Origin of the sequence: Vibrio sp. J1-1, assembly GCF_021728395.1 — a bacterium.
In the GTDB taxonomy this organism is placed as follows: domain Bacteria; phylum Pseudomonadota; class Gammaproteobacteria; order Enterobacterales; family Vibrionaceae; genus Vibrio.
This window is the reverse complement of sequence record NZ_JAKKCM010000007.1, coordinates 275,716-302,172: the sequence shown is the minus strand read 5'-3', so window position 1 is coordinate 302,172 and position 26,457 is coordinate 275,716. Positions and strand designations below refer to the sequence as shown.

The 26,457-nt window shown below is 44.3% G+C and carries 23 protein-coding genes and 1 other RNA gene; 14 read left to right on the top strand and 10 right to left on the bottom strand.

Going from position 1 to position 26,457, the window contains the following annotated elements; genetic code table 11:
- Nucleotides 1-78: 78 nt before the first annotated feature.
- The 4 genes from L3V31_RS13885 to smpB form a co-directional block, all read right to left on the bottom strand.
- A complete protein-coding gene (locus L3V31_RS13885) occupies nt 79-906 on the bottom strand; it encodes a hypothetical protein (RefSeq protein ID WP_237316590.1) in 828 nt (275 codons plus the stop codon).
- 24 nt (nt 907-930) lie between these two features.
- Nucleotides 931-2,142, bottom strand: a complete 1,212-nt coding sequence (locus L3V31_RS13880; protein WP_237316588.1) for an integrase domain-containing protein — start codon at nt 2,140-2,142, stop codon at nt 931-933.
- Nucleotides 2,143-2,327: 185 nt separating this feature from the next.
- Nucleotides 2,328-2,695: a transfer-messenger RNA gene (ssrA, locus tag L3V31_RS13875) on the bottom strand.
- A gap of 67 nt (nt 2,696-2,762) precedes the next feature.
- Complete coding sequence (gene smpB / locus L3V31_RS13870) at nt 2,763-3,248, bottom strand: SsrA-binding protein SmpB (RefSeq protein ID WP_237316586.1); 486 nt, start codon at nt 3,246-3,248, stop codon at nt 2,763-2,765.
- Between the two features lie 118 nt (nt 3,249-3,366).
- Between smpB and L3V31_RS13865 the strand changes: the two genes are divergently transcribed.
- Both L3V31_RS13865 and L3V31_RS13860 read left to right on the top strand, forming a co-directional pair.
- A complete protein-coding gene (locus L3V31_RS13865; RefSeq protein ID WP_237316585.1) occupies nt 3,367-3,810 on the top strand; it encodes an SRPBCC family protein in 444 nt (147 codons plus the stop codon).
- A complete protein-coding gene (locus L3V31_RS13860) occupies nt 3,800-4,153 on the top strand; it encodes an RnfH family protein (RefSeq protein ID WP_237316583.1) in 354 nt (117 codons plus the stop codon). Before L3V31_RS13865 ends, L3V31_RS13860 begins: the two co-directional genes overlap by 11 nt.
- A gap of 60 nt (nt 4,154-4,213) precedes the next feature.
- Here L3V31_RS13860 and bamE read toward each other — a convergent pair whose 3' ends face one another.
- The 3 genes from bamE to nadK all read right to left on the bottom strand — a co-directional run bounded on the left by bamE (nt 4,214) and on the right by nadK (nt 7,664).
- Nucleotides 4,214-4,573 carry an outer membrane protein assembly factor BamE gene (bamE, locus tag L3V31_RS13855; RefSeq protein ID WP_237316582.1) on the bottom strand — a complete coding sequence of 120 codons (360 nt, stop codon included), beginning with the start codon at nt 4,571-4,573 and terminating at the stop codon, nt 4,214-4,216.
- 246 nt (nt 4,574-4,819) lie between these two features.
- Entirely contained in the window at nt 4,820-6,484 is a 1,665-nt protein-coding gene (gene recN, locus L3V31_RS13850) for a DNA repair protein RecN (RefSeq protein WP_237316580.1), read from the bottom strand.
- Between the two features lie 295 nt (nt 6,485-6,779).
- Complete coding sequence (gene nadK, locus L3V31_RS13845) at nt 6,780-7,664, bottom strand: NAD(+) kinase (RefSeq protein ID WP_237316578.1); 885 nt, start codon at nt 7,662-7,664, stop codon at nt 6,780-6,782.
- A gap of 145 nt (nt 7,665-7,809) precedes the next feature.
- Here nadK and grpE point away from each other — a divergent pair, with 145 nt between their 5' ends.
- The 4 genes from grpE (at nt 7,810) to dnaJ (ending at nt 13,735) form a co-directional block, all read left to right on the top strand.
- A complete protein-coding gene (gene grpE, locus L3V31_RS13840; RefSeq protein WP_237316576.1) occupies nt 7,810-8,406 on the top strand; it encodes a nucleotide exchange factor GrpE in 597 nt (198 codons plus the stop codon).
- Nucleotides 8,407-8,824: 418 nt separating this feature from the next.
- Nucleotides 8,825-10,099 carry a dicarboxylate/amino acid:cation symporter gene (locus L3V31_RS13835; protein WP_237316574.1) on the top strand — a complete coding sequence of 425 codons (1,275 nt, stop codon included), beginning with the start codon at nt 8,825-8,827 and terminating at the stop codon, nt 10,097-10,099.
- 353 nt (nt 10,100-10,452) lie between these two features.
- A complete protein-coding gene (gene dnaK, locus L3V31_RS13830) occupies nt 10,453-12,366 on the top strand; it encodes a molecular chaperone DnaK (protein WP_237316573.1) in 1,914 nt (637 codons plus the stop codon).
- Nucleotides 12,367-12,583: 217 nt separating this feature from the next.
- Complete coding sequence (dnaJ, locus tag L3V31_RS13825; RefSeq protein ID WP_237316572.1) at nt 12,584-13,735, top strand: molecular chaperone DnaJ; 1,152 nt, start codon at nt 12,584-12,586, stop codon at nt 13,733-13,735.
- Nucleotides 13,736-13,806: 71 nt separating this feature from the next.
- On the opposite strand, the gene L3V31_RS13820 is transcribed toward dnaJ, so the two are convergent.
- Entirely contained in the window at nt 13,807-14,241 is a 435-nt protein-coding gene (locus L3V31_RS13820) for a type IV pilin protein (protein WP_237316571.1), read from the bottom strand.
- 102 nt (nt 14,242-14,343) lie between these two features.
- On the opposite strand from L3V31_RS13820, the gene L3V31_RS13815 reads away from it, so the two are divergent.
- From L3V31_RS13815 to tadA, 6 genes are all read left to right on the top strand, one after another.
- The gene (locus L3V31_RS13815; RefSeq protein WP_237316570.1) at nt 14,344-14,853 is read left to right on the top strand and encodes a GspH/FimT family pseudopilin; all 510 of its coding nucleotides are present in this window, start codon (nt 14,344-14,346) and stop codon (nt 14,851-14,853) included.
- Entirely contained in the window at nt 14,834-15,451 is a 618-nt protein-coding gene (locus L3V31_RS13810; protein ID WP_237316569.1) for a pilus assembly protein PilW, read from the top strand. The genes L3V31_RS13815 and L3V31_RS13810 overlap by 20 nt, the downstream gene beginning before the upstream one ends.
- Nucleotides 15,448-16,761, top strand: coding sequence for a hypothetical protein (locus L3V31_RS13805; protein ID WP_237316568.1), 1,314 nt, complete (start codon nt 15,448-15,450; stop codon nt 16,759-16,761). Before L3V31_RS13810 ends, L3V31_RS13805 begins: the two co-directional genes overlap by 4 nt.
- Nucleotides 16,751-17,161: a prepilin-type N-terminal cleavage/methylation domain-containing protein gene (locus L3V31_RS13800; RefSeq protein ID WP_237316567.1), complete on the top strand. Its 411-nt coding sequence runs from the start codon at nt 16,751-16,753 to the stop codon at nt 17,159-17,161. The genes L3V31_RS13805 and L3V31_RS13800 overlap by 11 nt, the downstream gene beginning before the upstream one ends.
- Before the next feature lie 299 nt (nt 17,162-17,460).
- Complete coding sequence (locus tag L3V31_RS13795; protein ID WP_237316566.1) at nt 17,461-19,020, top strand: AbgT family transporter; 1,560 nt, start codon at nt 17,461-17,463, stop codon at nt 19,018-19,020.
- A gap of 150 nt (nt 19,021-19,170) precedes the next feature.
- Nucleotides 19,171-19,704 carry a tRNA adenosine(34) deaminase TadA gene (gene tadA, locus L3V31_RS13790; protein ID WP_237316565.1) on the top strand — a complete coding sequence of 178 codons (534 nt, stop codon included), beginning with the start codon at nt 19,171-19,173 and terminating at the stop codon, nt 19,702-19,704.
- Between the two features lie 53 nt (nt 19,705-19,757).
- On the opposite strand, the gene L3V31_RS22035 is transcribed toward tadA, so the two are convergent.
- Nucleotides 19,758-19,892 carry a hypothetical protein gene (locus L3V31_RS22035; protein ID WP_267135969.1) on the bottom strand — a complete coding sequence of 45 codons (135 nt, stop codon included), beginning with the start codon at nt 19,890-19,892 and terminating at the stop codon, nt 19,758-19,760.
- Between the two features lie 518 nt (nt 19,893-20,410).
- Entirely contained in the window at nt 20,411-22,054 is a 1,644-nt protein-coding gene (mltF, locus tag L3V31_RS13785) for a membrane-bound lytic murein transglycosylase MltF (protein ID WP_237316564.1), read from the bottom strand.
- Between the two features lie 143 nt (nt 22,055-22,197).
- On the opposite strand from mltF, the gene L3V31_RS13780 reads away from it, so the two are divergent.
- Complete coding sequence (locus tag L3V31_RS13780; RefSeq protein WP_237316563.1) at nt 22,198-22,389, top strand: hypothetical protein; 192 nt, start codon at nt 22,198-22,200, stop codon at nt 22,387-22,389.
- Between the two features lie 47 nt (nt 22,390-22,436).
- Nucleotides 22,437-26,330 carry a phosphoribosylformylglycinamidine synthase gene (gene purL / locus L3V31_RS13775; protein WP_237316562.1) on the top strand — a complete coding sequence of 1,298 codons (3,894 nt, stop codon included), beginning with the start codon at nt 22,437-22,439 and terminating at the stop codon, nt 26,328-26,330.
- The last annotated feature ends 127 nt before the right edge of the window (nt 26,331-26,457 follow it).

Genomic DNA, 26,457 nt, shown 5'->3' with positions numbered 1-26,457 from the left:
GTTTTTTAAGTGAGAAAGGCGGGTTGTTATTGTGGTGTAGATAGGATGCTGATTTTGCAGCTGCAAAAATTACTGGAATTAGTCTTTTCTCTTTTCTCTCACAATTTTCAGAGCCTTAGATGCTAAAGCACTCCATTCGTTTAGTTTTCTTTCTGAAGCACCAGGAAGGTCTTTTCCGTTGTTCGCCAGAATGGCTTTAATGATGGCCGATTTGTTTTTAAATGGAGCTGGACCGTTTGATGATGGTTCTAACATCACTTCCATTAATAATGCGGAGAAATAACTGTTACCTAACTTTTCGTTCTTTTCTGTTAACTCTGTGAATTCGGTCAGCGACTCGACTTGCTCGGTGGCTATTTCCAGATTGGATTTTAATTCACTAATCTGTGTGTCTTTCTCTTTATTGGTTCGTTTAAGTTCTTCAATCTCGTCACGTAAATGTTGGTTCTTTTGGCTTTCATCGCTGATGCCAGTATCCAAATGTTGAGGGTGGTCTGCTGCTTTTGCCTGTTGTACGTTTACGTCGCTGATTTTTACCTCGGCAGTGTTTTGCTGGTTAATTCTCGTTGCTAATCTGGTGGAACGAAAAATAGAAGGAACATCAAAGTCAGGGTAACAATATGCCAGCCACTCGGATACGTCTTTGGTTCGTACCCAAACATCTTCAAATTCAGTGGTCATAGATTCTTGTGGTGGCTGCCCTTTATTTGTATAAGGTATTGCACCGTCTTCAATAGCGCCGATTAACCCAGCGAGATAGTCCTCATATGTACTTTGGTTTATTTGGCGGTTCTTCAATTTTAGAACGATTGCTTCTTCTGTTTCGTAGTAACCAGTGCACAGCGCACCAGCTGCTTCTTTTAAAGTTAAAATTGCTCGTGAACGATTAGGGCTGTTGATTTTCATTATTACGACATCATTATTGATTGGTTAAAAAGCAAACGACTTCTTTGCTGTTGATGAAAGGTGATTACTCCACGCATTCATCATCAGTCTTCGTTGTTCAATATAGGTTGAGCGGTTGTAAGCACGCCTAACTTCATTTTTGTCAGTGTGGGCTAATGCGGCTTCAATAACATCAGGGGGAAATCCCTGCTCGTTGAGATAAGTTGAACCGATAGCTCTGAATCCGTGTGAAACCAGCCGTCCTTTAAAACCCATCCGTTTGAGGGCAGCGTTAGCAGTTTGAGTATTAGTATGTGTGGTACGATCGCGGTCGGATGGGAAAATATACGGGCTATTGCTGCTGATTGACTGCATTTTTTTTAAGATATCAATGGTTACACTTGTTAACGGAACCTCGTGTTCACGACCCATTTTCATTTTTTCAGCAGGGATAACCCAAATAGATTGGTCAAAGTTAATTTCTTCCCACTTAGCCATGGCAGCCTCGCTTGGACGGCACAAGGTGTGTAATTGCCAAAACAGTAAGCACTTGGTTGTAGTTTTGATATTAGCCGATGACAAAGCTTGGAATAACTCTGGTAATTCAGTCGGCATAATTGTTGCCATGTGCTTTTTCTTTGGTGCTGCAAATGCAGCTCGTATCCCCGTTAGCGGGTTAGCTTTTACGAGCCCAGTGTTAACAGCAAAGTTCATAATGTCGTTAAGACGTTGGCAAAGCCGCTTTACGGTTTCTAATGAACCTTTGGCAGCAATAGGTTTTAGTACAGCGATAGTACGTGTGGCAGATATCTGGGTTACAGGCAACTGACCCAGTTCGGGGAATACGTGTAAACACAAAGAATTCCAGTTATCGTTAACTGTTTTGCTTTTCAGTTGCGAACTTTTAACTTCCAGCCACCTCTCAGCGACAACCTTAAGCGTATTTTGACTTGCTTCAAGTCGTTCCTGATGCTGTTGTTCCCTTTGTTCTTTGGGATCAATCAGATTTGTTATCAACTCGCGAGCTTCTGTGCGTTTTACTCGTGCGCAAGCTAGACCTATTTCGGGGTATGACCCAAAGCTGATTACACTTCGCTTTTTAGTTATTGGATGATAGTAATCGAACATCCAGTTTTTGGTGCCGTTAGGACGAACTCGAAGAAATAGTCCCATTCCATCACTCAATGTGTATTGCTTGTCACGGGCTTTGGCTTGTCTGACTTCTGTATCAGTTAGTGGTTTGGTGATCCGTGCCATACGCTTTCCTGCTTTATCGATATAGCCATCCTGGCTGGTGAATATTTTGGTGGGATAGCTATGAGGATAGCTTAAGTTGCAGGATGTTAAAAGACATTGTAAGGCGTAATAGATACAAGAAAGCCCGCCAGGACAATGTCTTGGCGGGCTTTCTGGACGCCCTAGGACGTCTTCGTATACGAATTTGGTGGAGCTGGCGGGAGTTGAACCCGCGTCCGAAAACCTTTCATCATTGGTACTACATGCTTAGTCGATCTTTAAATTCACCACCCACCTGCGAACCGACACGCTAATGAATGACTATCCTGAATTATAATTCGCCGTTCATCTCTCAGGCGGGAGAATCCGGGCTAGCTAGTTTGGGTTTGACTCTTTGTAATTCCCCGTCTTACAAGCGGAAGCTAGGGCAAAGAGGCTCTGAGCAGGTTATTAAGCTGCTAGTGCGTAGTTTTCGTCGTTTGCGACTATTTTTTTGCGGTTTGTTAACGAGGCCTACCGCACCTCGGCATGCACCTCAGACTTCTGAATTCCCGTCGAATCCTAAATCAGCCCCAAGGTATTGTTTGCATAGTAACAGAAAAGCATTGGCTGTCCAGTATTATGCGTTTAAGTGGTCAAGATTAACGCAGTGAACTCTTCATTACGCGTGCTTTTTCTCTTGCCCAATCTTTTTCTTTTAGATCCGTACGCTTATCGTGTAGTTTTTTACCTTTTGCTACGCCGATTTTTAGTTTCACCCAAGAGCGAGACCAGTACAGAGAAAGTGCCGTTAACGTCATACCTTCACGGTTAACACGTCCGAGTAGGTTATCAAGTTCACGACGACTCATGAGTAGTTTACGCACACGAGTGGGGTTCGCCACTATGTGTGTCGATGCCTGATTCAAAGGAGTGATTGTCATGCCACTCACAAAGGCTTCACCGTCACGCATAAATACGTAACTTTCAGAAATATTGGCTTTACCTTGGCGAAGGGCTTTCACTTCCCAACCTTGGAGCTCCATGCCAGCTTCGATTTCATCTTCGATAAAATATTCGTGGCGAGCTTTTTTGTTCAGCGCGATAGTGTTGCTACCCGCTTTTTGCTTTGATTTTTTCTTTGCCATAATGACACCATTATACGGCCTGGATATCGGTTAGGAAATCCTTTTATTTGCGCAATCGTGGAATAAAAGTAAAATTGGGGCTCGCATTTCATCTGGACATGTATTGATAGGAGTAAGTATGAAGCAAATCAGCCGTTCTGCGTTGGTGTCGTTTAGTGCAGAGCAGATGTTTGATCTGGTCAATGATGTTGCTAAATACCCAGAATTTCTACCTGGTTGTTCAGGTTCCAGAATCATTGATGCTTCTGGCGATGGTATGGTGGCTTCTGTTGATGTCGCGAAAGCTGGCATCAGTAAAACCTTTACCACGTCTAATGAGCTTATTCCTGGCCAGTCTATTATGATGAATCTGGTTGACGGTCCTTTTAAGACGTTACGTGGTGGCTGGATTTTTACTGCCCTGGATGAGCAAGCATGTAAAGTTGAGCTTAAGCTTGAGTTTGAATTCTCTAGTAAAATGATCGAAATGGCCTTTGGTAAGATTTTTAACGAGTTAACCAGTAATATGGTCAATGCTTTTACAAAACGCGCGAAACAGGTATACGAGTGTTATGAGTATTGAATCAGACATGATTCATGTAGAGGTCGTTTACGCCTTACCGCATGAGCAACGTGTTTTCAATTTAGTTGTGAACAAGCACGAAACGGTAGAAGAGATTATAAGCCAATCTGGCGTACTTGAGTTGTATCCGGAGATTGACTTATCGAAGAATAAAGTCGGTGTCTTTAGCCGCAATGTAAAATTGGATGCTACTGTACGCGACAGAGACCGCATAGAGATTTATCGTCCATTACTCGCTGATCCTAAAGAAATTCGCCGTAAACGTGCTGAGCAAGCTAAAGCCGAAGGTAATGCTGATCCAGTTACAGGTGGTAAGCCTAATGCTCGGCGTAAAAGTGACTAACTTTTAAATACCAATCATTAAAAAACCTCCCATCGGGAGGTTTTTTGCATAAAGGTCTTGTTACTGAATTTGCTCGTAAAACGCATCACTTTTCGGGTAGTCGCCAGCAATATCAGCAAGTGTGCCTTGATCATCAAAATTCACAATAAGGTCTTTTTGCACTGGATCGCCATGGCCTGGAGTATGGTGGTATATGTAATACCATGTGTTTGGATAGCCGTTTTCGATAAGCATTGGTGATCCAAGTACGAAGCGAACTTGTGCTTTAGTCATCCCAAACTTCAATTTATCCACCGCACTTTGTTCTACATAGTTGCCTTGGTTTATATCAATGCGATAAACCAGTTTTTCTACTACCGAACATCCTGTCAGCAATGTCATTGCTAATGGTACGGCAACTAACCACTTCTTTAATTGCATAATAATTTCTTACTAACCTTTAAAATACTGCGCTGATAATAAACAAGCTCGACGCAGATGTAAAAAGCTATGCGTCGTATGGTAGGGAATCTGACAACGAATTTTGAATTGAGTTGCATTTATTGGCAGATATTCATTTGTGTTCATTCTGAAAGATAATTTGAATGGAAGAACAAAACGCAGTTCAAAGTGAGTGGAAAGCGAAGAGCCTTGGGTATTTTTCACCATGGCTCTTATTTACATTTTTTAAGCGGCGATAAGTAGCTCTTTAGCATTTGCAAGGGTCGAGTCGGTGATCTGGCTACCACCTAGCAGTCGGGCTAATTCTGCCACGCGTTGTTGTTCATTCAGAGCGTGCATCTGGGTTTCTGTTTGCCCTTTTTTAGTCTGCTTCGCGACAAACATTTGCTGATGTCCACAGCCTGCCACTTGAGGAAGGTGAGTGACACACAGTACCTGAGTCGATTCTCCTAACTTACGCAGCATTTTACCTACTACGGCTGCGGTCGGGCCACTGATACCTACATCGACTTCATCAAAGATTAGGCTTGGGGTATCGACCTTTTGAGCGGTGATAACTTGAATCGCTAACGATATACGCGATAGTTCACCACCAGACGCGACTTTTGCAATTGGCTGTAATGGCTGGCCCGGGTTCGTTGACACCAGGAAGCAAACGCTATCCATCCCTAATGGAGAAGGGTGAGTATTGTCGCTATTGACTTCAATACTGAATACGGCTTTTTCCATGCTTAATTCTTGCATGCTTTGGCTTATCAGTTTATTCAGTTCTTTAGCGTAACGACTGCGTGATTTATGTAATTTTTCCGCTGCGGTCAAGAAGCTTTGATACTTTTGCTCAACTTCCTGTGCTAGTTCATCCAGTCTTTCATCAGAACAATCTAAGGCTTCTATTTGAGCTAGAAGATCTTGATGATGCTGGTAAAGTTCTTCTGGCATAACGTGATGCTTACGCGCCATGGACATGACTTTGGAGAAACGTTCTTCCACATAAGCCATGCGGCCCGGATCGACGTCAATGCCATCAAGGTAGCTGCGAAGTTCGTTTTTTGTTTCTTCCAGTTGAATCATCGCTTCTGCCAGCATGTTTGGCAGCTCTGTTAATTTTTCATCTAACTCAGCTAATTGAATTAGGGAGTGATTGGCCGATTGCAAAATACCAAGCGCATTGACTTCTTCACCTTCGTAAATAAGTTCGATGGCTTGCTGACAGGTAGCGGCAAGCTCTCCGCTATTGGACAGTCGTTTGTGCTCTTGTTCGAGTTCTGCGAATTCTTCTTCACCTAGCGATAACTCATTCAGTTCTTTGATTTGGTACTCCAGCAACTGCTTTTGTGCCTGATTTTGTTGGCTATTTTCTTTGAGTTGCTTGAGGTTGTTGTCTGCCTGACGCCAGTGCTGGTATGTGCTTCGAGTACTTTTTAGTAGATTAAGGTGACCCGCATATTGATCCAGCATCGCCATTTGATGGTCACTTTTCATCAACTGATGATGGGCATGCTGACCATGAATATTAATCAGAAGCTGCCCGAGAGATTTGAGTTGTGAAAGTGGTACCGGACTACCATTGATGAAGGCTCTTGAACGGCCTTCCTTAGTAATGATTCGACGTAAAATACACTCATTGGCATCGAGCAGATCATTATCTTCTAGCCAACGCGTTGCATGTAAGTTGTTATCCAGTAAAAAAGCGGCACTCACTTCGGTTTTTTCTTCACCTTGTCGAACCATGCCTGCATCAGCTCGTCCACCTAAGCAGAGGCCGAGAGCATCAATAGCAATAGATTTCCCCGCACCTGTCTCACCAGTAATGGTGGTCATGCCCTTAAACAGCTCGAGTTGTAAAGACTTAACAATCGCAAAGTTATTAACACTTAGATGAGCCAGCATTTTTATTTACCTGTATAACTGAACAATACTGTATAAGAGAACAGTATATACTGTTTGTTCATACAGTAAAGGTGGTCTTTAAATTTTTTGTTGGCGAAATGGATTTTTGTGATGGGTTAGGAAAAACGAGTCGATAAGAGGTAATGACTTTTTTAAATTGAAAGAGTTACGGTCATCTTGAATCAAAGGTCTGTTGAAGATAGGCGTGGATAATGTGGCGGTTTTAATGCTTTCTAACGACAGAGATTAAAACGCAGATATGTGAATACCTGCGTTTGTAAATAGAAAAACTGGGTTAAAAGAGCTTACTCGACCAGCCTAATTTGTTTCTCAGGACGTGGTAGTAACTGTAGTCCTTTGGATGAACAAGTTTGAGGACATTCGGACTCTGGTAAATGTGGATCTCGTCACCCGGAGAAACAGGCAGAGATACTTGTCCATCACAACTGACTTCTTGTGTGCCACGATTTTCTGGAGATACAATCAGTTTGATACGGCGGTTACCATCGACGACCAAAGGTCGGCTGGAAAGTGTGTGCGGGAACATCGGTACCAAAGAGATCGCGTTCAAGCTTGGCGAAAGAATTGGCCCTCCACCAGAAAGCGAGTAGGCGGTTGAACCTGTCGGGGTCGATACGATCAGGCCATCTGCACGTAATGAAAAAGCGAAGCTTTCATCGATATAAACTTCAAATTCAATCATATGTGCTATTTGGCCAGGATGGAGTACAGCTTCGTTCAAAGCGGCGTTGTGACTTTTAATTTGACCATGTCGATGCACTTCAGCTTCAAGTAGGAAGCGCTCTTCTTCAATATATTCACCGTCAAGTACAGCTTTAAGAGCGGTTTGGAAGTCGTCTGGATTTAAATCAGTCAGAAAGCCTAAATTACCTCTATTGACACCAATTACGGGAACGTCAAAACGAGATAAAATTCGTGCGGCTCCTAGCATGTTACCGTCACCACCGACCACAATTGCCAGATCTGCGTTTTGTCCTAGCTCGACTAAGCTCGCAAACTGCTTTGGCGGGATCTCGTCTAAAATTGCAGTAAGACGATCGTCAATAAATACTTGGTAACCTTCTGCTGTTAGCCATTGGTACAACTCACTATGAGTTTGAATAGCTTGTTGATCTCTAGGTTTACCGATAATCGCGATCACGTTACATGGATTTTTCATAGCATTTCCGCATTAAAGAGGCTTGAATCAGGAATCTTCATCCCCATAATAATGGCAAGTTACCTAAATATGCGAATTTTTATGTGTTTAAAGCCCACAAAATACGCATGGCTTTAAGAGCATTACGTTGAATTCTGGAGATATCATGAGCAACGAAGAAAATAAAGTTACAGAAGAAGAGCTTGATCAAATCATCGAAGAGGCTGAGAAAGTCGAAGCAGCAGCTCAAGAAGCTGAAGCGGATCTTGAAGAAATTGGTGATGAGAAAGACGCCAAAATTGCTCAACTAGAAGCTGCACTTCTGTCTAGCGAGACAAAAGTGAAAGATCAACAAGACGCGGTTCTGCGAGCAAAAGCTGACGTAGAGAATATGCGTCGTCGTACTGAGCAAGAGATCGATAAAGCGCGTAAATACGCTCTGAACAAGTTTGCAGAAGAACTGCTTCCTGTAATCGATAACTTAGAGCGCGCGATTCAGGCCGCTGATACGGAAAATGAAGTCATTAAGCCTTTCCTTGAAGGTGTGGAACTGACTCATAAAACTTTCGTCGATGTGGTTGCTAAATTTGGCCTGAAGGAAATCAATCCAGAAGGTGAGGCATTCAATCCTGAGCTGCATCAGGCTATGTCTATTCAAGAGAGCCCAGATCACGAATCCAACACGGTTATGTTTGTTATGCAAAAAGGTTACGAACTAAACGGTCGTGTTGTTCGTCCAGCAATGGTAATGGTGGCTAAGTAAGCTTCTAAGCTTCACTACCGCTGAAAAATAATTTGCAAATGCCCGTCACATTAGTGGCGGGCATTTTTTATTCGTCAAACCGTATTTATCGCTCTCCGGCGTTTAAAACGAAATTTGATCTTCTTCAAATATTTTCCTATTGGGGATTAACTTTCCTATAGTGAAATTTTGTTCAAGTTTGCTTTCGTGTTTTGATGTAAATCTTCATAACTCCCTGTAATTGCTTACTTTGCCAACGCTTGTGCTGGATAGGTCGTAATAATCCAGTGTTTTTTGCTGAGAACGCGCGTTAACAAAAATGTAAACTTTCGCTTTATTTTGTAACCTTTCCGTGTATGATTTGCGACGAATGCTTTAAAAGTAAGCATATATAACTATAAAAGAGTTAATAGTAAACACAACATATCGGAGATTTATAATGGATAAATCGCTTTCTAGTAAGATTTTTGTAGGCTTGTTTGCCGGCCTTATTTTGGGAACAGCAATCCAATACTTATTTAATGGTGTTGCGATTTTTGATACCTATTTGCTTGGGACAGCAGAAGGTGCAGGAGGCATGTTTGTCTCGTTAATTAAACTGCTTGTCGTTCCTTTGGTTTATGTCTCAATCGTATGTGGCATTGTTGACCTTAAAGATATCAGCGCGTTCGGACGCCTTGGTGGTAAAACCTTTGCGCTCTATATCGTTAACACGATTATTGCGATTACAGCAGCACTGACGGTTGGCATGATTTTCCAGCCAGGTGCAGGGGCTAATTTAGCCGGTACCGTTTCAGAAGCCGTGAAACTGACCACAACTGAAACGCCAGACATCTTTTCATTAGTAGTTAATATTGTCCCTAGCAACCCGGTTCAAGCGTTTGCGAATGGCGACATGCTACAAATCATTTTTATGGCGATTCTAACTGGTTTGGCAATTCAAGCTCTGGACTCTCGTGGTGGCCCTGCTATCCGTACATTTAAGATGGCAAATGAGATCATGATGAAGCTTGTTGGCTTGGTGATGAGCCTTGCGCCGTACGGTGTATTCGCGCTAATGATTCAACTAGGTGCAACACTGGATGCAAACACGCTAATGTCTGTTGCGGGTTATGTGGCTTTGGTCGTGTCCATGCTGGTGTTCTGGATTTTCATCTTCTATCCAATGGCAGTAGGTATTGCAACAGGTACATCTCCTAAAGCCTTTCTTCGAGCAACTCGCGAGCAGATCCTATTCTCTCTATCTACGGCCAGCTCAAACGCGACCATCCCTGTTACGATGCGTACCCTGACAGATAAGCTACAGGTGTCTAAATCCGTTGCTGGTTTCGGTGTGCCACTGGGCGCAACAATGAACATGTCTGGCGTATCAATTTATATCGCCCTGGCGACGTTGTTTGTCGCGAACGCTTTTGGTCAGCCAATCAATACTTCAGACATCTTCACTCTAGGCTTGACCATTCTGCTGTTATCGATTGGTGCGGGCGGTGTTCCGGGCGGTGGTGTTGTTATGGTTGGGGTTTTGCTTCACCAACTAGGCTTACCACCAGAAGGTTTAGCAATTATTGCCGCGGTTGACCGTATTAACGACATGTTCTGTACCTCGTCTAACGTAGTCGGTGATACGGCAGTGAATACTATCGTTGCAAAAACAGAAGGTGAGATTGGCAAAGAAGAAAGTGTTGATGCAGAGCCTGCTCAGGCAAACGCTTAATAACTTTGCTTAATCCTATTAACTTTACCTAATAAATAAGAAAGCGAGCTCTCATGGCTCGCTTTCTTGTTTTCATTACCTAGAGCGTCGATTTTTACTGGTTGGTGGTGCTTTAGTGAACGACAATGGTGTGACCTAATCCCAACTAATCAGAAAGAAAGCGATTAAATCAGAAAAAAAACGCTTTTTTTTAATTCTGCCCTTGAAAAGCATTTTGCCGCCCTTATCTATGTGGCATAGAGAAGCAAACATTGATTATTTTTGTTTGTGAGCAAGGGTTGAAACCCGATTCTCCTCCCCCCACATTGGGGTTATAACCAAACGAAAATAGAAATTTATTCGGAGATAGCCAGATGGGTAAAATCATTGGTATTGACTTAGGTACTACTAACTCATGTGTTGCTGTATTAGACGGCGACAAACCTCGTGTAATTGAAAACGCAGAGGGTGAACGCACTACTGCATCGGTTATTGCTTACACTGACGGTGAGACACTAGTAGGTCAGCCAGCAAAACGTCAAGCAGTAACTAACCCTGAAAACACGCTATTTGCAATCAAGCGTCTAATCGGTCGTCGTTTTGAAGACGAAGAAGTTCAGCGTGACATCGAAATCATGCCTTACAAAATCGTTAAGGCTGACAACGGTGATGCATGGGTAGAAGCGAAAGGCCAGAAAATGGCTGCTCCTCAGGTTTCTGCTGAAGTTCTTAAGAAAATGAAGAAAACTGCTGAAGACTTCCTAGGTGAGGAAGTAACTGGCGCAGTTATCACAGTACCTGCTTACTTCAACGATGCTCAGCGTCAAGCAACTAAAGATGCTGGCCGTATCGCAGGTCTAGAAGTTAAACGTATCATCAACGAACCAACAGCAGCAGCGCTAGCTTACGGCCTAGACAAGAAAGGCGGCGATCGCACTATCGCTGTATACGACCTTGGTGGTGGTACATTCGATATTTCAATCATCGAAATCGATGAAGTTGAAGGCGAAAAAACGTTCGAAGTTCTAGCAACTAACGGTGACACTCACCTAGGTGGTGAAGACTTTGATAACCGTCTGATCAACTACTTAGTTGACGAGTTCAACAAAGAGCAAGGCATCAACCTTAAGAACGATCCACTAGCAATGCAGCGTGTTAAAGAAGCAGCAGAAAAAGCGAAAATCGAGCTTTCTTCTACTACTCAAACTGACGTAAACCTACCTTACGTTACTGCAGATGCGACTGGTCCTAAGCACATGAACATCAAAGTGACTCGTGCGAAACTAGAATCTCTAGTTGAAGACCTAGTACAACGTTCTCTTGAGCCACTAAAAGTTGCTCTAGCTGACGCTGACCTATCAGTAAACGACATCACTGACGTAATCCTAGTGGGTGGTCAGACTCGTATGCCTATGGTTCAAGCGAAAGTAGCTGAGTTCTTTGGTAAAGAAGCTCGCCGTGACGTAAACCCTGATGAAGCAGTAGCAATGGGTGCTGCAGTTCAAGGTGGTGTACTTGCTGGTGACGTTAAAGACGTACTGCTTCTAGACGTAACGCCACTGTCTCTAGGTATCGAGACAATGGGTGGCGTAATGACGAAGCTAGTTGAGAAGAACACAACTATTCCAACTAAAGCGAACCAAGTTTTCTCTACAGCAGAAGACAACCAGAGCGCGGTAACTATCCACGTTCTACAAGGTGAGCGTAAGCAAGCGATGTACAACAAGTCTCTAGGTCAATTCAACCTAGAAGGTATCCAGCCTGCACCACGTGGCATGCCTCAAATTGAAGTTACTTTCGACCTTGATGCGGACGGTATCCTGCACGTATCTGCGAAAGACAAGCAGACTGGTAAAGAGCAGAAGATCACTATCCAGGCTTCTGGTGGTCTGAGCGACGAAGACATCGAGAAAATGGTACAAGAAGCAGAAGCTAACAAAGAAGCGGACAAAAAGTTCGAAGAGCTAGCAACTGCACGTAACCAAGCAGACCAAATGATTCACGGTACTCGTAAGCAAGTGGAAGAAGCAGGTGAAGCACTTCCAGCTGAAGAGAAAGAGAAGATTGAAGCTGCAATCTCTGAGCTAGAAGAAGCGCGTAAAGGCGAAGATAAAGAAGCCATCGACGCTAAAGTTCAAGCGCTAATGACGGCTGCTCAAAAATTGATGGAAATCGCTCAGCAACAAGCTCAAGCACAACAAGGTGCTGAAGCTGGCGCTCAACAACAGTCTGCACAAGACGATGTTGTAGACGCAGAGTTCGAAGAAGTTAAAGACGATAAGAAGTAATTCAACATTAGGGTAATTTGATGTTTTGCTAGAAAATTACCCTGTTGGAAACACTTATTGGAATCTTTGCGGGCGTTTGAGGTGACTCTAACGCCCGCATGTTTGTAAATAGCCCAGTCTTTCTAGCTAAGCGCTTTTCAAAGAAAGCTTTTATCTAAAACGATATTAACACCAAGCGGCAGTAGCCGTTTGCAGTACTACATTGGTGACGAAGAACATGTCAAAACGTGATTTTTACGAAGTATTAGGCGTAAGCCGTGATGCATCAGAACGCGATATCAAAAAGGCGTACAAGCGCCTTGCAATGAAATTCCACCCAGACCGTAATCAGGGTGATGATTCTGCTGCGGATAAGTTTAAAGAAGTAAAAGAAGCGTACGAAGTTCTCACTGACCCGCAGAAGAAGGCGGCGTACGATCAGTACGGCCATGCTGCTTTTGAACAAGGCGGTGGTGGTTTCGGTGGCGGCGGCTTTGGCGGCGGCAGTGCTGATTTCGGCGACATCTTTGGCGACGTATTTGGTGATATCTTTGGTGGCGGTCGCCGTGGTGGCGGCGGTGGTCATCGCGCGCAACGTGGTGCTGACCTTCGTTACAACATGGAATTGACACTAGAAGAAGCGGTTCGCGGTGTCACAAAAGAAATCGAAGTTCCAACACTGGTTCATTGTGATACTTGTGATGGCAGCGGCGCGAAAAAAGGCACTTCGGCTGAAACTTGTGGTACCTGTCATGGCCACGGCCAAGTACAAATGCGTCAAGGTTTCTTCGCGGTTCAGCAAACCTGTCCTACCTGTCATGGTAAAGGTAAGATCATCAAAGACCCTTGTAACGAGTGTCATGGTCAGGGCCGCAAGCAGAAAACAAAAACACTTAACGTTAAGATACCTGCCGGTGTGGATACTGGCGATCGCATTCGTCTGTCTGGCGAAGGTGAAGCGGGAGAAATGGGTGCACCAGCTGGTGACCTATATGTTCAAGTGCACGTAAAAGACCACCATATCTTTGAGCGTGACGGTAATAACCTTTACTGTGAAGTGCCAGTAAGCTTCGCGATGGCAGCATTGGGTGGTGAAGTTGAAGTACCAACATTAGATGGCCGAGTCAGCCTAAAAGTGCCTTCAGAAACGCAAACTGGCCGTATGTTCCGTATGCGTGGCAAAGGTGTGAAAGGTGTTCGCGGTGGCGGTATCGGTGATCTCATCGTTAAGTTAGTTGTTGAAACACCTGTAAACCTAAGCTCACGCCAGAAAGAGTTGTTGAAAGAGTTTGAAGAGTCTTGTGGTGGCGAAGCAGCGACAAAACACAAGCCTAAGTCAGAAGGTTTCTTCAATGGCGTGAAAAAGTTCTTCGATGACCTGACGAGCTAAAACGACCAAGAATCAGAATTAAAATTACAAAGGCCTGCATGTTTGCAGGCCTTTTCGTTTTTAGACGATTATCAGTTCCAACATGCGCTTGGCGATTCAACGTTTGTTGCGGTCAGTTTGATTGTATTAACTCCAGAAGGGAGGCAACTATCTCCATCTTGGCCAAGGTCGGGTTTAGCTGTAGCTGAGATGGTATAAGCTACGACAGCGGAACTCACTATTGAAAAAGTAAAGCGATCACTATCTGAGTCACATATCGCGCAATTGCCACCCGAAATAATAGAGCTCCAGTCATACCCACCATCATAAGAGGTTTCCAACGCTAGCTGTATACGGCTGATATCACTCAGTGCCACGGTCCGGTGCGACTTGATGACATGATTTGTATACGAGGGATACGCAATCGCCGCAATGATTCCGACAATCACGACCGCTATCAGTAATTCGATCAATGTCATTCCTCTTAATCTTATTTTGTCGCTGTTACAACGATATATTCGAATCATTACGAGTAGTTCCCTTTCACTTTTACGCCTATTTTTCTTAGGTGATAGCATCTGTGCAAGATGAATTACAGTTGATTAGTTGTTTGCATAGGAATTTGGGAAATGCCTCGCGGGTTTACGTTATTGGAGATACTTATTACGGTATCGGTGCTGAGCATTTTGTTAGCGGCTGCGGCACCGAGATTCAGTCGTGTTTCGCAAACGGTACAGATGCAAGGTCTTGCAACAGAGCTTTTTGGGTTTCTGAATCAAAGTAAATCAGAAGCGGTAATGAGAAATACAAAGTTGTATGTACATTTTTCGATGGATAAAGATGACACCATCATTAGCGGTAATTGGTCACTTAACTTGACTGATTCACCCGTTGTAGGCGGAAGCGCCATTTTACACTTATCTGGCTCACCTTATTCTGAGTTGTCGATAAAGCATAACTATGACGCCAAATATATAAGCTATGAAGAGGTAAGAGGACGACCGAGCTCTGGGAATATAGAATTCTTTTCGACTAACAATCAGAGTTTAAAGTTGAAAATCAAACTTTCTAACCCTCCTGGGCGTATCAAGATTTGCAGTAATTCTGGAGGAAAATTATATGACTACCCAGAATGTTAGTCTGTTTTATCAACGAGGTAGCTCTTTAATCGAGTTAATGATCAGTTCTTTAATTGGTTTAATTCTATTAGGAGTGATTGGCTCTGTATTTCTTAGCTTACAAAAAACAGCTAGAGAGAAAAGTTTAGAATTACATCTTCTACAGGCGGTTAACCTAACTTTTTCTGTGATGAAAGAAGATATTCAACGAGCTGGCTATGATGGCGGAAAAGGTAATTCGCTAAAGTTATCTGGCGCTATGGATACAATAGCATTAAGCGGTGCCTCTTCTGTTGGTTTTGTTTATTTCAAAAAAGGCTCTCCGGTTAATAAAGACTATCGAAATATTAAATATGAGAAGCGTGATACGAGACTTTTAATATGTGAAAAGGGAGTGGTTTCACAAGCTCAAATATTAACTTTTGATGGTATAGATTTTTGTCGGTCTTTATTTGATGAAGATATTTTTCAGGTAACTAAATTTTCAGTGAGTTCAGGAACCGTTACGAATGGAAAAACGACAAGTGCATTAACCGAGGTAGAGTTAGGTTTACAAACAGTTGATGGTTCTTTTAGCAAAGTGAAAACAGTCTCAATTAAGCAAAGGAACTGGCAATGAAATTTAAGCCCAATCAATCAGGCTATGTCGCACTGCTGGTGACTTCCATTCTTTTACTGCTTACTTTAATTGTTGTTCTTGCCTCATCAAAAGGTATTTTTTTCCAAATCAAAGTTGCTCAGAATGAGTTAAGAGCTCGACAGGCGCATTGGAAAGCTGAGGGCGGCCTGGAATGTGCATTTTCTAAAGCTAAGCTAGAGAAACAGATACCTACCACGGTAGATGACTGTATAATTGCCTTGCAACTCAATGGCTTAACTTTTTCTACTGGAGAATTTAGTGTCGTTACTTCTGAATTAGAAAACGCAAGGTTACGAAAAACCATCAAACTCCCTTCAATTGGTGGGGCCGGAGCCATCAAGTCCACTTCTGATCTTGTTATTAATGGCTCTTATAGGAGTTCTGCGGATCCCGGAAAAAGTCTTGGGAATAATTTGTGGGAATGCACGTCGGTTCTCTACTCTAATTATTTCTATGCTACAAACGTAAGCACAGTTCACCCCTATGAAATATCTAAAAAGCCTTACGCACAATTTCCTGATAGCAAGCCTGGACAGCTGCAAAAATGTGCATCAACTCATTATAGTTGGGCAAAGAGTGTTGCTAACTCTGAAGATGACTATCGACAATCTTCAAGCATGGATCCTTTTAAGGATGTATTTGATGTGCCACGAAGCGAATGGTTTGATGTGATGTCTGACAACTCGCTGTTTGGTTATGTGCCACTCTCATTAAACCCTGCCACTTTGGACTCTGAGAAAGATTTACCTAAGCCTAGTTTCAACGACAATTGTGCGGAAAATATCGTAGACAACATTAAAGCCGGCAAAGATCTGGTTTGGGTCTACGGTGGATGTGAAATAAATACCGCTGACTTTTCTAGCATCAAATCTGCTATTGATAACCACTTAAGTGGGAGTGGCATTATTTTAGTCGTTCAAGACGGAGTTTTATCAACGAGAGGAACTCAGGACTTTACCGGGATGCTCTATCACTTTATTTCCCCTCTATATGCAGATTCGAAGGGAGTTGTTCCGGACTTTACCGGTTGGGATAAACTTGAGAACCATAAAGATTTAAATGGGGCGATTGGTAAACTAGCGGCTACCGTACCAATGAGCAAGGCAAGAGTTGGCTACTACCAACATGGATCTTTCGCTCCTTTAGGTGGCTTTGTAATGGATGCACCTGGCACTTTCGCTCTTTTCAACGCCGCATTAGATTTTCAGTACAATCGTGATGTGATTGATGAACCATTGAAAAAGATCAAAAAAGTATATTGGAAAAAAGGCTCTTGGAATGATCTCTAAACATAAAGGGTTTAGTTTACTTGAGGTTTTAATTGCTTTTCTGCTTCTCGGAGTAGGAGCATTAGGTTTAACAAAGCTAAATGTGTACTTAGAGCGCGAATCGGACTATGCGATTCAAAGTATCGAGGCTCTTCGTCTGGCCGAAAACAAACTGGAATGGTTTCGTACTCGAGGAGCTTCTGCGGCTGTTTCAGCAATGCCGATCGCAGACTTTGATTCTATCGCTACTGGCTCTTCAACTTCAGGAGCTTACACGCTTGAATGGCAGGTGCCACCAGCTACGGTATCGGGATCCCTAAAGACCATTATTGTCACGTCAAGCTGGGAAGACAGGATGGGGCAGAGCCAGTCTGTTCAGTTGAAAACGATGATTTCTCGTTATAGTGAATTCGATAAATAACTTTACTCTGTTACGTAGATATCATTTTTTAAATCGTTGTTGCCTTTTCCTATGTCATTTTTGAGCGTATTTTCATCAGTTAATGGAGGGTTTGAGAACTGTTAACGTGAACGGTGTGCTACTGTTTTTATTATGTTTCATTCGGTTGCCACTTTTGCAAATTGTGTCTCCAAATATGAAAAAATCTTAGCATCTTATACTTTTTGTCTGGGTTTTAACTAGAATACTTGGCTGAAAACAGGCCGCAATAAATTATTCCCAAAGGCCATAGCACCAACATCATTCATTATGGAGTTACCATGAGTAACCAAGCAATTAAAAAAGCGCCATCTTCAAAGCCGAGTGGGATGGATCGCTTTTTAAACTTTATTGAGCGTGCCGGTAATAAAATCCCTGATCCTGCGATTCTGTTCTTCTGGGCATTAATTATCACCTGGGCTGCGTCTGCACTTTTGTCGAATGTCTCTTTCGATCTTGTAAATCCTCGAACTGGCGAAGCGTTAACAATTACGAACTTGCTGACAGGTGAAGCGCTGGCTAGCTTCCTTGCAAACATGGTGACAACATTCACTGGTTTTGCGCCACTAGGTATCGTGTTAGTCGCTATGTTAGGTGTGGGTGTGGCGGATTCCTCTGGTTTTATCACCACGGGTCTGAAGAAGATGCTGAGCTTTACGCCTGCGAAGCTTCTTACGCCAATGCTTATTTTGGTTGCGATTGTATCGCATACTGCGGCAGATGCTGGCTATGTACTGGTTATCCCTCTGGGTGGTATTATTTTCCATGCCGCGGGTCGTCATCCTTTAGCAGGTATTGCGGCAGCGTTCGCGGGCGTATCAGGTGGTTTCTCAGCAAACTTCATTCCTTCCGGTATCGACCCACTATTGGCTGGTTTCACACAAACGGCAGCACAAGTTCTCGATCCAGAATACGTTGTTAACCCACTTGCGAACATCTTCTTTACTGGTATCTCTTCAGTCATCATTGTGGCTATCGGTTGGTACGTTACTGAGAAAGTCATTGAACCACGTTTGGCGAGAACTCCTGTAGATGAAGATGCAGAAGCGGCTCCGGATCTAGGTTCATTCTCTGAAACCGAATCAAAAGCATTCCGCTACGCAGGCTGGTCTATGTTGGCTGGGATTGCCGTTCTTGTTGTGGCGTTAATTCCTGAAAGTTCAGCATTGCGCTCACCAGAAGGCGAGATCACTGCATTCTCAGCACCGATTATGAAGTCGATTGTTCCATTGATCTTTATCCTATTCATCATCCCCGGTTATGTGTACGGTAAAGTGTCTGGCACTTTCAAATCCAGTAACGACATCATTAAAGCGATGGCGGACACCATGTCCACCATGGGTGCTTACATCGTTATGTCTTTTTTCTGTGCTCAGTTCTTGTCTGCATTTGCTCAGTCAAATATTGGTACTATGCTGGCGCTATACGGCGCAGAAGGCCTGAAAGCAATGAACCTTCCGGGTGAAGCAACGATCGTTGGTATGATTCTACTAACGGCTTCTGTAAACCTGCTTATTGGTTCAGCGTCTGCGAAGTGGGCGCTAATTGGTCCAATTCTGGTGCCAATGCTAATGGCCGTTGGTATCTCTCCAGAGCTTTCTCAGGCGGCATACCGCGTCGGTGACTCTGTATCAAACATCATTTCACCTCTGATGGTATTCTTCCCACTAGTAGTGGTGTACTGTCAGCGCTACGTGAAGTCGACAGGTATTGGTACGCTAGCATCACTGATGATGCCATTCTCTATTGCTATGCTGATCGGCTGGTCAATCTTCCTAATCGTTTACTGGATGATTGGTATTCCTCTAGGTATCCAAGCGCCATACACATACACAATGTAACTAGTAAAATCTTAAATGTGAAAGCGCAGATCTTAGGTCTGCGCTTTTTTGTTCTTGATATTATAGGGAATCGCTAGCGTTGCTGTAGCGTGCAGCCAGTTAGTGGTAATATTAGCGCGTTCCAAGCTAATTTATCGATCAGGAGTCCCTTTGTCAGACCTTCATTTTACGCCTCAAGATGAACATTTTATGCGCCGAGCTATCGAACTGGCAGAGTTGGCTGAAGCGGAAGGAGAGGTGCCTGTTGGCGCGGTTTTAGTCAGAGATGGAGAGATCATCGCAGAGGGCTGGAACCGCTCTATTTGTACTCATGACGCAACGGCGCATGCCGAGATTCAAACATTGCGTAAAGCCGGACGAATCTTAGAGAATTATCGCTTATTAGATACCACGCTTTATGTGACATTAGAACCTTGCCCGATGTGTGCTGGTGCTCTGTTACACAGCCGCGTGAAGCGAGTGGTGTTTGGTGCTCCGGATCTAAAAGCAGGTGCAGCTGGGACCGTGTTAAACCTGTTTGAAAGTCAGGCTGCATACCATTATGCAACGGTCGAAAAAGGACTGTTAGAACAAGAGTGCCGAGGACAGTTACAAGCTTTTTTTAAACGCCGCCGCAAAGAAATTAAAGCAAAGAAACAAGCTGAAAAAGCGTCGCAGAGTGATCAGATAAAGAATGGGAATTAAGGTAGAGAGATCCAGCAAACATCTACGTCCGGGTAGATGTTTGCTTCTCTTTCTCAGTGATTCATTAAGTGAACGAAAACACGATGGCGTTCACTGATTTTCTTTTTCATGCTCGTCAGTTTGCGCTTACGACGGATTGCCGCCACCGTGTTATGCAGGCGCTTTGACTGAACCTTACGTCTTCTCATATTCATAACCTCTAGTAGACAAGACCACGAATACCCTCAATTAGATATTAATTGTGTCTAACTAACCAAAATCGACGTAATCAAGCCCGCAGTCCATGCTTTTTCATGCGTAACGTTATCAACTCCTTCATCACAATACGAAACTTGCGACTGGAAGTGGTTTTCGGTTAGGTATAGAAAATTGCAACACGGATAATAGGCTGAGTGTCATCGATATAGTCTTCAATCGTTACGACATTCATACCCCGATCTCAGATTAGTGAACAATCATTAGATGACATTCCAATGATAAGTATCGTGTTTAATCGGGAGAGGGTAACCAACCGAGTATATTGTTCCTCAAATATCTCACGAATATATAAATATTAATGAGTTACAATGCTGGTCATTAAGTTTGTTTACACTTACTTTTTGATGGTGACCTAACTCGGAAAGATCGATTCTAGAAAAGTTTGCTCAAAGACTCAACAAAAAATGACGAGCTATTCACTCGCCATTTTTGATTGGTTATTTGAGTATTATTCGGGGATAGTTTCTGGCGTTGTTTCGTTTTCCTCTGTGGTGTCAGAAGTGCCTGAAACACCTGGCTTTTCATCCTCTATCTGCTTTGTAGTTGCTTCCGACATATTCTCAACAGCACCTGATACTTTCTCTGCGATACTTTCCACTGCACCAGAAGTAATAGTATCAGGGCTGATCGGTGGAATGACTTGCAGATCATCAGTGCTTTCATCTGTAGTAGGTTTCTGACTTACATGGCCAATAATTGACTGATAGTAACGACGAATATTCTCAACGTAATTGCGTGCTTCATCTCCTCGGGCATAACCGTAACGCGTTTGGCTGTAGAAGCGTTTCTGTCGCAGTAAAGGCAACCTGTCTTTTACATCTGCCCAGGCATTTGGATCGCCACCCTGAGCTTTCGTCAGGCGTCGAGCGTCGAGCATATGACCATAACCAATGTTATAAGAAGCCAGTGCGAACCAAATTTTTTCGTGATCACTAATCGTTTCGGGTACGCGAGCGACAATGCGGCGCAGGTATTCTACACCACCACGGACAGACTGCTCCGGATCGAGACGGTTGGTCACGCCGACGCTTTTGGCTGTTGGTAAGGTGAGCATCATCATGCCGCGCACTCCGGTTGGAGACTTCGCTTTTGGTTTCCAATGAGATTCTTGATAAGCCAGTGCTGCAATTAAGCGCCAATCAAACTCTTCACTGTACTTCTGGAATAATGGAGACCATTTAGGAAGCTTGTCATCCAGTGCACGAATGAAGGCGCGAGTATCCACATAATCGAAGGCTTCAATATGCCCGATGTACTTCTCTTCCAAGGAGGCGAGTTCACCGGATTGTTTAATGTTGCCGAAGAACTCTATCAGCATTGCATATAAGCTTTCATCTTCTGAACGACGGGTAAACCAAGATACCGGTTGGTCTTCCGTTAACTCAAAAGCCAAAGCCAGATCGGGATAAAGGCGCTGAGCCAGTGACAATTCAACAGAGTCAGTGACAGTAAAGCGCAGATCGCCTGTCGAAACACTTTTCAGCAAGTCTCTGGTGTCGGCATCACCGACGATTTCAAACTGCAACTCTGGGTATTGTTTTTTTAATGCCGTTAGTGTCGGAACATATTGGGATTGCTCGACGATTTGCAGTGTATTAGCTGCCGCGTTGCTATCTGCTTCAGCCTCGTTAGCCTGAGTCGCTTGATATTTTATCAACCGTTCAATACTACGAGGTCTGAGCTGCCCTTTTTTATACACAACTTGCTGGCTGACATAGTAGTAGGCAGGACCTGGTCGAAAACGCTTTACCGCTTGAGAAGTCTGGTTCAAACCTGTGGCAATAATATCAATGTCGCCTTTCTTGAGTGCCGGAAAAAGATCGGCTTGGCGAAAAGCAGGTTTAATTTCTAGCTTCACCCCGAGTTCTTCTGCGAACTGACGTGCAAGCTCATAATCCAGGCCGGCAGGGCCATCGGGACCAATGTAATAAGAGAGCTGGTTATTCAGTGTGCCAACTCGAAGAACGCCACGTTCCTGGATTTTTTGGAATTCACTTTTTGGGGTCGACTCAATTTGGCAGGCAGAAAGTAGTAGCACAGAAGCGAAAAGTAGGACGCTGCGCTTAAGTCGGTTGAGCTGGCTAATTTGCATTAATTGGTACTTCTCGAGAAATTTCTAACTACCTTTATATCAAAGGGAAGTGGTGGGGCAAAGGGAATCGCACAGATAGAGTGCGACATTGCGTGTTTTATCGACATTTTGGCGATATTCCCAGATGACGTCAAATCGTTGCCATGTCTGCCTGCCAAGTCATTCTCGCTGAACTAAGCACCTTGAGGTTATTTGGGTATAACTCAAATTTGAAGAAAAAATTGACGCAAACGGTTGCTTTTGGTGTTACATCACAAAAACAATTACTATATAATGCGCTCGCAAAGGAGAGGTGGAATCGGTATAAGTTCGGATTTTTATGCCTAAGTGGCTGAATTTATTCCAATATCACCTTAATCAATTGCATAAGAGACCTAAGCACATGAGAATTTTGCGTGGCTCCCCAGCTCTTTCTGAGTTCCGTGTTAACAAACTATTGGAACTTTGTCGTGAACAAGATCTGCCTGTAACCGGCATTTACGCCGAGTTTATGCACTTTGCGGATCTAAAATCTGACCTTGATGACCAAGAGTTAGAAAAGCTTGAAAAGTTGCTGACTTACGGTCCAACGATCGAAGAGCACGAGCCTGAAGGTCTTCTACTTCTTGTTACGCCTCGTCCTGGCACTATTTCGCCTTGGTCTTCTAAATCTACCGATATTGCTATTAACTGTGGTCTGGACAATGTTAAGCGTCTGGAACGTGGTACAGCGTACTACGTAGAAACATCTGCGACACTTTCTGATGCTCAAATCGACACAGTTAAAGCGCTAATCCACGATCGCATGATGGAAACGGTGTTTACCGAGCTTGAAGCCGCTTCTGCACTATTTACTGTGGCAGAGCCAGCTCCAGTGGCGCACGTTGATATCTTAGCTGGTGGTCGTCTTGCGCTTGAAGAAGCAAACGTTTCACTTGGCTTGGCGCTAGCAGAAGATGAAATTGATTACTTAGTGGAGAACTTCACTAAGTTAGGTCGTAATCCAAACGACATCGAGCTGATGATGTTTGCTCAGGCGAACTCAGAGCACTGTCGTCATAAGATCTTTAATGCAGACTGGACTATCGATGGTGTAGACCAAGAGAAGTCTCTGTTTAAGATGATCAAAAACACATTTGAAACGACGCCAGACCACGTTCTGTCTGCTTACAAAGATAACGCAGCGGTAATGACCGGTTCTAAAGTCGGTCGTTTCTTCCCTGACCCTAAATCTCGTCAATACACATACCACCATGAAGATGCACACATCTTAATGAAGGTCGAGACGCACAACCACCCAACAGCAATCTCTCCATGGCCAGGCGCATCAACCGGTTCAGGTGGTGAAATCCGTGACGAAGGCGCGACAGGTATCGGTGGTAAGCCAAAAGCGGGTCTGGTTGGCTTCACAACGTCTAACTTGCGTATTCCTGGTTTTGAACAGCCATGGGAAACGGACTTCGGTAAGCCGGGTCGTATCGTAAACGCACTAGACATCATGCTTGAAGGTCCTCTAGGCGGCGCGGCATTCAACAACGAATTTGGTCGTCCAAACCTGCTAGGTTACTTCCGTACGTACGAAGAGAAAGTGACTTCTCACGCAGGTGAAGAGGTGCGTGGTTACCACAAACCAATCATGATTGCTGGTGGTATGGGTAACATCCGTGACGAACACGTGCAGAAGAAAGAGATCCCTGTGGGTGCGAGCCTAATCGTACTTGGTGGTCCGGCAATGAACATCGGTCTTGGTGGCGGTGCAGCGTCTTCAATGGCGTCTGGTCAATCTGCAGAAGATCTGGACTTCGCTTCAGTACAACGTGAAAACCCAGAGATGGAGCGTCGTTGTCAGGAAGTGATCGACCGTTGTTGGCAGCTAGGTGACGAGAACCCAATCGCGTTTATCCACGATGTAGGCGCGGGCGGTATCTCAAACGCACTTCCAGAGCTTTGTGACGACGGTGAGCGTGGCGGTAAGTTCCAGCTACGTGATGTACCAAATGATGAATTGAGCATGAGCCCTCTGGAAATCTGGTGTAACGAATCTCAGGAACGTTACGTTCTTGCGGTTGCGCCAGAGCATATGGAAGCATTCGATGCAATCTGTAAGCGTGAACGCGCACCTTACGCAGTGGTGGGTGTGGCAACAGAAGAGCGTCATCTGACACTAGAAGACTCTCACTTCGATAACACGCCTATTGATATGCCAATGGATATCCTGCTTGGTAAAACACCGAAGATGCACCGTGAAGCAACGACATTGAAAGTAGATAGCCCAGCGATTGCACGCGACGGTATCGAAATCAACGAAGCGGTAGATCGCGTACTTCGTCTACCGACTGTTGCTGAGAAAACGTTCCTAATCACTATCGGTGACCGCTCAGTAACAGGTTTGGTTGCTCGTGACCAGATGGTTGGTCCTTGGCAGGTACCAGTGGCGAACTGTGCGGTTACGGCGGCAAGCTACGATACTTACCACGGCGAAGCAATGTCGATGGGTGAACGCACTCCAGTGGCATTACTAGACTTCGGCGCATCGGCTCGTCTGGCGGTTGGTGAGTCTCTGACTAACATCGCAGCGACAGATATCGGTGACATCAAACATATTAAACTGTCTGCGAACTGGATGTCTCCAGCGGGTCACCCAGGTGAAGATGCAGGTCTTTACGAAGCGGTGAAAGCTGTGGGTGAAGAACTATGTCCGGCGCTTGGTCTGACTATCCCTGTTGGTAAAGACTCAATGTCGATGAAGACCAAGTGGGAAGAGAATGGCGAAAGCAAAGAAGTGACTTCTCCTCTATCACTTGTTATTACTGCATTTGGCCGTGTGGAAGACGTACGTAAGACAGTAACGCCTCAGCTTCGCACTGACAAAGGTGAAACGTCTCTGGTTCTTGTAGACTTGGGTAACGGTAAGAACCGTTTAGGTGCGACAGCATTGGCACAGGTATACAAACAGCTGGGTGACAAGCCTGCTGACGTAGACAACGCTGAGCAGCTAAAAGGCTTCTTTGATGCAATGCAAACACTGGTTCGTGATGACAAGCTGGTGGCTTACCACGATAAAGGTGACGGCGGTCTATTTGTAACACTTGCTGAGATGGCATTCGCGGGTCACTGTGGTGTGAAAGCGAATATCGCGGATCTGGGTGAAGATACGCTTGCGGTTCTATTTAACGAAGAGCTAGGTGCGGTTGTTCAGGTTAAGAACGACGAGCTGGATTCAGTTCTATCTACGCTAGCGGCAAACGGCTTAGAAGCATGTTCACATGTGATTGGTTCTGTTGACGCTTCAGACAACTTCGTTATCACCTCTGGTGATGCTGTAGTACTTGAGCGTTCACGTACAGACCTACGTGTTATCTGGGCTGAAACAACACATAAGATGCAGGCGCTACGCGATAACCCTGCGTGTGCAAACGAAGAATTTGAAGCGAAGAAAGACAATTCTGACCCAGGTCTAAATGTATCTCTAAGCTTTGATGTTAATGAAGATATCGCAGCACCTTACATTGCGAAAGGCGCGAAACCTAAGATGGCGATTCTTCGTGAGCAAGGCGTAAACTCTCACGTTGAAATGGCAGCAGCGTTTGACCGTGCTGGCTTTGAAGCAACTGATATCCACATGAGCGATATTCTGACAGGCCAAGCGGTACTTGATGAATACCAAGGTCTGGTAGCTTGTGGTGGTTTCTCTTACGGTGACGTGCTAGGTGCGGGTGAAGGTTGGGCGAAGTCTATCCTGTTTAACGCACAAGCTCGTGAGCAGTTCCAAGCGTTCTTCAACCGTGAAGAGACATTCTCTCTAGGTGTGTGTAACGGTTGTCAGATGCTTTCTAACCTGAAAGAGCTTATCCCGGGTGCAGACTTGTGGCCACGTTTTGTTCGCAACGAATCTGAGCGTTTTGAAGCTCGCTTTAGCCTAGTTGAAGTACAGAAGTCAGATTCTGTGTTCTTCGATGGTATGGCTGGTTCTCGTATGCCTATCGCGGTTTCTCACGGTGAAGGTCGTGTCGAAGTACGTGACGGTGAGCACCTCAATGCAATTGAAGCGTCAGGTACTGTAGCACTACGTTACGTTGATAATAACGGTAACCCAACGCAACAATACCCGAACAACCCGAATGGTTCGCCAAATGCGATTACCGGTCTGACTACAGCAGATGGCCGTGTAACCATTATGATGCCTCACCCTGAGCGTGTATTCCGTACGGTTGCAAACTCTTGGTCTCCAGAAGGCTGGGGTGAAAACGGCGCTTGGATGCGTATGTTCCAAAACGCACGTAAGAACATCGGTTAATACTGTTTTTTATATAAACAGCAAACAAACCGTAAAGCGCAGATCGATAGGTCTGCGCTTTTTGTTTTTACCAACAAAAATTATCACTTACAGTTAAAAAAATCGCGCAAAGACGAGCCAATTATGC

What these genes read in the sequence shown, in the direction of transcription:
- L3V31_RS13885 (WP_237316590.1), bottom strand. Translation starts at nt 906, where the DNA reads ATGAAAATCAACAGCCCTAATCGTTCACGAGCAATTTTAACTTTAAAA.
- L3V31_RS13880 (WP_237316588.1), bottom strand. Translation starts at nt 2,142, where the DNA reads ATGGCACGGATCACCAAACCACTAACTGATACAGAAGTCAGACAAGCC.
- smpB (WP_237316586.1), bottom strand. Translation starts at nt 3,248, where the DNA reads ATGGCAAAGAAAAAATCAAAGCAAAAAGCGGGTAGCAACACTATCGCG.
- L3V31_RS13865 (WP_237316585.1), top strand. Translation starts at nt 3,367, where the DNA reads ATGAAGCAAATCAGCCGTTCTGCGTTGGTGTCGTTTAGTGCAGAGCAG.
- L3V31_RS13860 (WP_237316583.1), top strand. Translation starts at nt 3,800, where the DNA reads ATGAGTATTGAATCAGACATGATTCATGTAGAGGTCGTTTACGCCTTA.
- bamE (WP_237316582.1), bottom strand. Translation starts at nt 4,573, where the DNA reads ATGCAATTAAAGAAGTGGTTAGTTGCCGTACCATTAGCAATGACATTG.
- recN (WP_237316580.1), bottom strand. Translation starts at nt 6,484, where the DNA reads ATGCTGGCTCATCTAAGTGTTAATAACTTTGCGATTGTTAAGTCTTTA.
- nadK (WP_237316578.1), bottom strand. Translation starts at nt 7,664, where the DNA reads ATGAAAAATCCATGTAACGTGATCGCGATTATCGGTAAACCTAGAGAT.
- grpE (WP_237316576.1), top strand. Translation starts at nt 7,810, where the DNA reads ATGAGCAACGAAGAAAATAAAGTTACAGAAGAAGAGCTTGATCAAATC.
- L3V31_RS13835 (WP_237316574.1), top strand. Translation starts at nt 8,825, where the DNA reads ATGGATAAATCGCTTTCTAGTAAGATTTTTGTAGGCTTGTTTGCCGGC.
- dnaK (WP_237316573.1), top strand. Translation starts at nt 10,453, where the DNA reads ATGGGTAAAATCATTGGTATTGACTTAGGTACTACTAACTCATGTGTT.
- dnaJ (WP_237316572.1), top strand. Translation starts at nt 12,584, where the DNA reads ATGTCAAAACGTGATTTTTACGAAGTATTAGGCGTAAGCCGTGATGCA.
- L3V31_RS13820 (WP_237316571.1), bottom strand. Translation starts at nt 14,241, where the DNA reads ATGATTCGAATATATCGTTGTAACAGCGACAAAATAAGATTAAGAGGA.
- L3V31_RS13815 (WP_237316570.1), top strand. Translation starts at nt 14,344, where the DNA reads ATGCCTCGCGGGTTTACGTTATTGGAGATACTTATTACGGTATCGGTG.
- L3V31_RS13810 (WP_237316569.1), top strand. Translation starts at nt 14,834, where the DNA reads ATGACTACCCAGAATGTTAGTCTGTTTTATCAACGAGGTAGCTCTTTA.
- L3V31_RS13805 (WP_237316568.1), top strand. Translation starts at nt 15,448, where the DNA reads ATGAAATTTAAGCCCAATCAATCAGGCTATGTCGCACTGCTGGTGACT.
- L3V31_RS13800 (WP_237316567.1), top strand. Translation starts at nt 16,751, where the DNA reads ATGATCTCTAAACATAAAGGGTTTAGTTTACTTGAGGTTTTAATTGCT.
- L3V31_RS13795 (WP_237316566.1), top strand. Translation starts at nt 17,461, where the DNA reads ATGAGTAACCAAGCAATTAAAAAAGCGCCATCTTCAAAGCCGAGTGGG.
- L3V31_RS22035 (WP_267135969.1), bottom strand. Translation starts at nt 19,892, where the DNA reads ATGAGAAGACGTAAGGTTCAGTCAAAGCGCCTGCATAACACGGTGGCG.
- mltF (WP_237316564.1), bottom strand. Translation starts at nt 22,054, where the DNA reads ATGCAAATTAGCCAGCTCAACCGACTTAAGCGCAGCGTCCTACTTTTC.
- L3V31_RS13780 (WP_237316563.1), top strand. Translation starts at nt 22,198, where the DNA reads ATGTCTGCCTGCCAAGTCATTCTCGCTGAACTAAGCACCTTGAGGTTA.
- purL (WP_237316562.1), top strand. Translation starts at nt 22,437, where the DNA reads ATGAGAATTTTGCGTGGCTCCCCAGCTCTTTCTGAGTTCCGTGTTAAC.